Annotated in this window: 5 protein-coding genes; 4 read left to right on the top strand and 1 reads right to left on the bottom strand. The window is 73.5% G+C overall.

The features are described 5' to 3' along the window. From ACILR4_RS15465 to ACILR4_RS15450, 4 genes are all read left to right on the top strand, one after another. Window positions 1-480, top strand: a 480-nt coding sequence (locus ACILR4_RS15465) for a hypothetical protein (RefSeq protein ID WP_395701744.1), incomplete at its 5' end; no start/stop codon positions are given. A gap of 113 nt (window positions 481-593) precedes the next feature. After that, on the top strand, window positions 594-3,251 hold the full coding sequence (locus tag ACILR4_RS15460) for a DUF2339 domain-containing protein (RefSeq protein WP_395701743.1): 2,658 nt from the start codon (window positions 594-596) through the stop codon (window positions 3,249-3,251). 7 nt (window positions 3,252-3,258) lie between these two features. Further along, window positions 3,259-4,683, top strand: a complete 1,425-nt coding sequence (locus ACILR4_RS15455; RefSeq protein WP_395701742.1) for a DUF3999 family protein — start codon at window positions 3,259-3,261, stop codon at window positions 4,681-4,683. A 14-nt stretch (window positions 4,684-4,697) separates the two neighbouring features. Then, window positions 4,698-5,276: a YdeI family protein gene (locus ACILR4_RS15450; RefSeq protein ID WP_395701741.1), complete on the top strand. Its 579-nt coding sequence runs from the start codon at window positions 4,698-4,700 to the stop codon at window positions 5,274-5,276. 27 nt (window positions 5,277-5,303) lie between these two features. On the opposite strand, the gene ACILR4_RS15445 is transcribed toward ACILR4_RS15450, so the two are convergent. Then, window positions 5,304-6,005 carry an ABC transporter ATP-binding protein gene (locus tag ACILR4_RS15445; RefSeq protein ID WP_395701740.1) on the bottom strand — a complete coding sequence of 234 codons (702 nt, stop codon included), beginning with the start codon at window positions 6,003-6,005 and terminating at the stop codon, window positions 5,304-5,306. Window positions 6,006-6,010 lie beyond the last annotated feature (5 nt).

Below are 6,010 nucleotides of genomic sequence, written 5' to 3'. Positions count from 1 at the left end.
CTGCTGCAGGCGGTGCTGGAGCGCTGGGAGGCGCAGGGCACGCAGGACATCATCCGGCTCATCGAGCAGGTGCCGGACACGCGCCAGCAGGCGATCGAGCTGATGCGCATCGTCAGCCGCTCGGTCAGCGACGGGCGTGCGCCGCCGTCGCCGATGGTCCGGCTGCAGTACGCGCTGTGGTGCGCGACGCAGGACCCGCTGGTCGGCCCGGTGGTCGAACGCGTGACGGCCGCGCGGGTCGGCTTCCTGGCGCAGGTGCTGCGCCAGGCCGGCCTCGGCGAGGCCTTGGCCGCGCAGCGCGCGACGCTGGGCTACGCCAGCTATGTCGGCCTGGTGGTGCTGCGTGCGACCGAAGGCCACAGCGACGCTGCCGGCGCGCGGCGCGACGACCTGCTGGAGGCCTACCTGTCGATGCTGCTGGCGCCGGCGCCATCCCCGGCAACGCCGAAGGCCGCCGCGCGCCGCCGCACCCGGCGGTAGCGTGCGGCAGGGCCGGCGGCATCGCGCCACGCTACCGGCCGGCATGACGGTCACGGCGCCGCAGACCCGCTGCTAGAGTCGCCGCCCAGTTCTATCGACGCGAGGGATGCGGCATGTGGACGATCGTCGCGGTGCTGCTGGGAGCCTTCCTCGGCGGCGCCTGGGGTCATGAGGCCAACGTGCTGTTCGGCGCGCTGCTGGGCTGGCTGGTGGTGCGCTCGCTGCGCCAGGGGCGGCAGCTGGCCGAGCTGCGCAAGCTGCGGGACGCCGCGCCCGCGGTCCTCGTGCCATCGGTGGCGGCGCCGCCGGCGGCCGAGCCGCCCGTGCCCGAACGGCCGGTGGTCGAGCCGCTGGTGCCCGAGCCGGTGCCCGCAGCAGCGACGCTGGCCGCGTCGGCGCCCGATGTCGCGCCGGCGCAGTCGCCTGCCCCGCCGGCCGACGACCCGCTCGCGCCGCTGCGTCGCTGGCTGTTCGGCGGCAACACCATCGTCAAGGCCGGCGTCGGCATCCTGTTCATCGGCCTGGCCTTCCTGGCCAAGTACGCCAGCGAGCATGTGCAACTGCCGATCGAGCTGCGCCTGGCCGGCGTGGCGCTGGCGGCCCTCGTGCTGCTGGGCCTGGGCTGGCGGCTGCGCGGCAGGCGCCCCGAGTACGCGCAGGTGCTGCAGGGCGGCGCGGTCGCGGTGCTGTACCTGACCTTGTTCGCCGCGTTCCGCTTCTACGGCGTGCTGCAGGGCCTGCCGGCCTTTGCGCTGATGGTGGCGGTGGCCGGCCTGGCGGCGGCGCTGGCGGTGCTGCAGGAAGCACCCGCACTGGCCGCGGTGGGGGCCCTCGGCGGCTTCGCGACGCCGCTGCTGGTGTCCACCGGCCAGGGCAATCCGGTGGCGCTGTTCAGCTACTACCTGGTGCTGGACCTCGGCATCGCGGCCATCGCCTGGTTCCGCACCTGGCGGGTGCTGAACGTGATCGGCTTCGCCTGCACCTTCCTCGTCGCCACCGCCTGGGGCGTGCTGAAGTACGAGCCCGACCGGTTCGCGATGAGCGAAGGCTTCCTCGCCGCCTATTTCCTGCTGTTCATCGCGGTGCTGCTGCTGCCGGCGCGGCGGGTGGCCGACGACGTCACCGAAGCCCGGGCGCGCTGGCTCAACGGCAGCCTGCTGTTTGGCCTGCCGACCATCAGCTTCGCGCTGCAGTACGGCCTGGTGCGCGGCACCGAGTACGGCGCCGCGCTGTCCTCGCTGGCCTTTGCCGCGTTCTACGTCGGCCTGGCGCTGCTGCTGCGCGGCCGCCGGCGGCTGGCGCTGGTGTTCGAGGCCAGCCTGGCCATTGCGACGATCTTCCTGACGCTGGTGATTCCGTTCGCGCTGGACGCGCGCAGCACCGCCGGCGCCTGGTCGCTCGAAGGCGCGGGGCTGGTGTGGCTGGGCCTGCGCCAGTCGCGCTGGCTGCCGCGGGTGTTCGGCTACCTGCTGCTGTTCCTGGCCGGTGCGGCGATGGTCACCGGGCATGCCCATGCCGCGCCCATCACCACGCTGTGGAACGCCACCTTCTTCAATGCCCTGCTGGCGGCCACCGGCTCGCTGTTGGCTGCGCATGCCCTGCACCGCCATGCCGGCGCGCTGGGCGAAGGTGAGCGCGTGGCCAGCCCGCTGCTGATCGGCTGGGCCACCCTGTGGCTGCTGAGCGGCGCGCTGCTGCAGATCGAGGCGCTGCTGAGCCTGCGCGACTCGCTGGCCGCCTGGGTGGGCGTCCTGAGCGGCATTGCGGCCCTGTATGGGCTGCTCGGCCATCGCCTGCAGTGGCCGCAGGTCACGCGGCCGGTGCAAGGCCACATGCCGCTGATGCTGGTGGCCGCGCTGGCCAGCGCGCTGCTGCAGCGCCACCCGCTGCACCACGGCGGCTGGTGGGCCTGGCCACTGGCGCTGGCGGTGCAGGCCGGCGTGCTGCGGGCGGCCGCGCCGCGCTGGCCGGCGGGCGGCCAGCGCCTGGTGCATGCGCTGGGCGCCATCCTGCTGGGGCTGCTGGGCGCGCTGCTCGGTCGCGCCACCACGGCCGACTGGGGCGACGACTTCAGTGCCTGGCCGTGGCTGGGCTGGCTGGTGCTGCCGGCGCTGCTGCTGCTGTGGCTGCCGCTCACTTCGGCCGCCAGGGCCTGGCCGCTGCGCCTGCAGCCGCAGGCCTACCAGCGCGACGCGGCCGCGGTGCTGTCGCTGGCCGGGCTGTGGTGGGTGTTCCTGGCCAACATCGTGTCCAACGGTGCGGCCCAGCCGTTGCCCTACGTGCCGCTGGTGAACCCGCTGGACCTGGGCCTGGCGCTCGCGCTGTTCGCCATCTGGCGCTGGTGGCTGAGCCCGGGTGCCACGGCGCTGCGCGACCGGCACCCGGGTCTCGGGCCGGTGCTGGCCGGGGGCTTGGGCTTCCTGTGGCTCAACGGCATGCTGCTGCGCAGCTTCCACCATCACGGGGGCGTGCCCTACCATCCCGCGGCCTGGTTCGATTCGCTGGCGGTGCAGACCGGCCTGACCCTGCTGTGGAGTACCACGGCGCTGGCGCTGATGTGGCTCTCGGCCCGCCGCGCGGCGCGCGCGCTGTGGCTCACCGGCGCGGTGCTGCTGGGCGTGGTGGTGCTGAAGCTGCTGCTGGTGGACCTGTCGGGCAGCGGCACGGTGGCGCGCATCGTCTCGTTCATCGGCGTCGGTGTGCTGATGCTGGTGATCGGCTATGTCGCGCCGCTGCCTGCAGCGGCAGTCGAGGAACAGCATGCCAAGTGAGCGTCCCATGAGCTGGAGAGTGGCGGCCTGGTGGAAGCTGGCGGTCTGGGTGCCGCTGGTGTCCATCTGCCTGGTGGGCACCTCCCTGCTGGCACCACCGGTCCATGCCGCCGAGGCACCCCCGCTGCGCTATGCGGCGCCGCTCAAGGTCACCCAGCCGGCCGCCTTCGTGCAGCTGCCGCTGCCCACCGCGGTGTACGCGCACAGCCAGCAGCCGGGCCTGGCCGACCTGCGGCTGGTCGATGCCAACGGCCAGCGCGTGCCCTTCGCGCTGCTGGCGCCGCGCGAGGACAGCATCGAGCAGCGCCAGCAGGCCCGCCCGGTGGCGCTCTACGCACTGCCGCCGGGTCCGGTGGGCAGCGGCCTGCCGCCCTCGATCGAGCTGCAGGTGCAGGCTGACCGCATCAGCCTGCGCCAGCGCGGCGTGGTGGCGGTGGATGGCCGTCGGCCCGGCGCGGGCTGGATCGTCGACCTCGGCGAACGCGAAGCCGAGCAGCCGGCGCCACGGCAGCTGCGCCTGCATTGGTCGGCGCCGGCGGAATTCAGCGTCGGCTACCGGCTGGAATTCAGCGACGACCTGCGGCGCTGGCATCGCGGCGGCGGCGGGCAGTTGATGGCGCTGCCGGGCCGCGAGGGCGCGCTGACACAGCCGCTGGTGCCGCTGGAGGGCGAGCGCAGTCGCTTCGTGCGGCTGCTGTGGAGCGACCCGGCGCAGGCGCCGACACTGGACGCCGCCGAAGCGCTGACCGAGCAGCGCGACACCGTGCTGCAGGATCCGCCGACCGAGCTGCGCCCCACCGCCGCGGCCAGCGGCTCCGAGGGCGGCACGCCGACGCTGGAGATCGACCTTGGCGCCGTGCTGCCGCTGCGCGACCTGCGCCTGGGCTTTGCCGACGGCAGCACGCAGCTGGTGCCGTTGCGCGTGCAGCTGCGCCTGCGGCGCGACGCACCGTGGCGTGACGTCACGCAGGGCGTGCTGTACCGCATCGAGCGCCCGGAGGGGGCCAGCGTTTCGCCGCCGCTGCCGCTGGGCGTGCATGCGCGCCAGCTGCGCCTGCTGCTGGACGAGCGCAGCCCGCTGCTCGATCCGGCGCGCGTGCCGGTGATCGTGCGCGCGCAACTGGCAAGCCTGGTGTTCGCCGCGCAGGGCGTGGCGCCCTACACGCTGCAGGTGGGTGCGCCCTTCACGGCCGGCAGCGTGCCGGGCCCCTTGCCGATCGACACCCTGGTGCCGCAGCTGAAGGCCGAGCGCGCACGCTTCGGCCGCGCCAGCCTCGGCGAGTTCAGCGAACAGCCCGAGGCCGCGGCCCGCGCCGCCCGCGACGAAGCCTGGGCCGCGTGGCGGCCACGGCTGCTGTGGGCGGTGCTGCTGGGCGGCGTGCTGGCGCTGGCAGGGATGGTCTGGCGGCTGGCCCGTGGCCGCTCGCATTGAACGATACTGGTCCGATGCCGAAGCACGAGCTGCCCGCACCCTACTTCTTCGCCAGCCCGGCCGAATTCCGCGCCTGGCTGCTGCAGCATGGCGCCAGCCGCACCGAGCTGCTGGTCGGCTTCCACAAGCGGCACACCGGCGCGCCGAGCATGACCTGGCCCGAGTCGGTGGATGAGGCCTTGTGTGTCGGCTGGATCGACGGCGTGCGCAAGCGCATCGACGAAGAGCGCTACCAGATCCGCTTCACGCCGCGCAAGCCGGGCTCGACCTGGAGCGCGATCAACATCGAGCGCATGCAGGTGCTGATCGCGGTTGGCCGAGTGCAGGCGGCGGGGCTGGCGGCCTTTGCGCTGCGGCAGGAGACGAAGTCGCGCATCTATTCCTACGAGCAGCGCCAGGCCGCCGAGCTGGAGCCGGCGCAGCAGGCGGCATTCAAGAAGCACAGGGCCGCCTGGGCCTTCTTCGAACAGCAGCCGCCGGGCTACCGGCAGCAGATGATCTGGCGCATCACCAGCGCGAAGCAGGCGGCCACGCGCGAGCGTCGCCTGCAGTGGCTGATCGAGGCCTGCCGCGAGAAGCGACGGCTCGAGTAGGAGGCGCGCTGCCCGAGGTGCCGAGACTCACACGCCGAGGTACTGCGCCATCGCCGACGCATCGGCGGCCAGCGTGACCGAATCGCCGCTCAGCACGATGCGGCCCTTCTCCATCACCAGCGCGCGGTCGGTGTGCGCCAGCACCGCCTTGACGTTGCGGTCGACCACCAGCGTGCTGATGCCCGAGGACCGGATCAGCGCGATCACGCGCCAGATCTCGGCGACGATCAGCGGCGCCAGGCCCTCGGTGGCCTCGTCCAGGATCAGCAGCTGCGGATGCGTCATCAGCGCGCGGCCGATGGCCAGCATCTGCTGCTCGCCGCCCGAGAGCTGCTGCCCGCCATGGTGCAGGCGCTCGGCCAGGCGCGGAAAGGTGGCCAGCACGCGCTCGAGCGTCCAGGTGCTTTGGCCGTCAGCGCCGGGGCGCGCGGCCATCACCAGGTTCTCGCGCACGCTCAGGTTCGGGAAGATGCCGCGGCCTTCGGGCACGTAGCCGATGCCGCGCCGCGCCATGCGCTCGGGTGGCTGGCCGGTCACGTCGGCGCCGTGCCAGAACACGCGGCCCTGGCGCGGCGGCAGGTAGCCCATGATCGTGCGGATCAGCGTGGTCTTGCCCATGCCGTTGCGGCCCAGCAGGCCCAGCGCCGAGCCGGCCGGCAGCGCGAAGTCCACGCCGCGCAGGATGTGGCTGTCGCCGAGGTAGGTGTGCAGGGCTTCGACGCGCAGCATGTCCG

The organism is Aquabacterium sp. (genome assembly GCF_044226965.1).
GTDB lineage: Bacteria > Pseudomonadota > Gammaproteobacteria > Burkholderiales > Burkholderiaceae_C > Pseudaquabacterium.
Note: the sequence above shows the minus strand (reverse complement) of the source record. Positions and strands in the feature narration are given on the sequence as shown.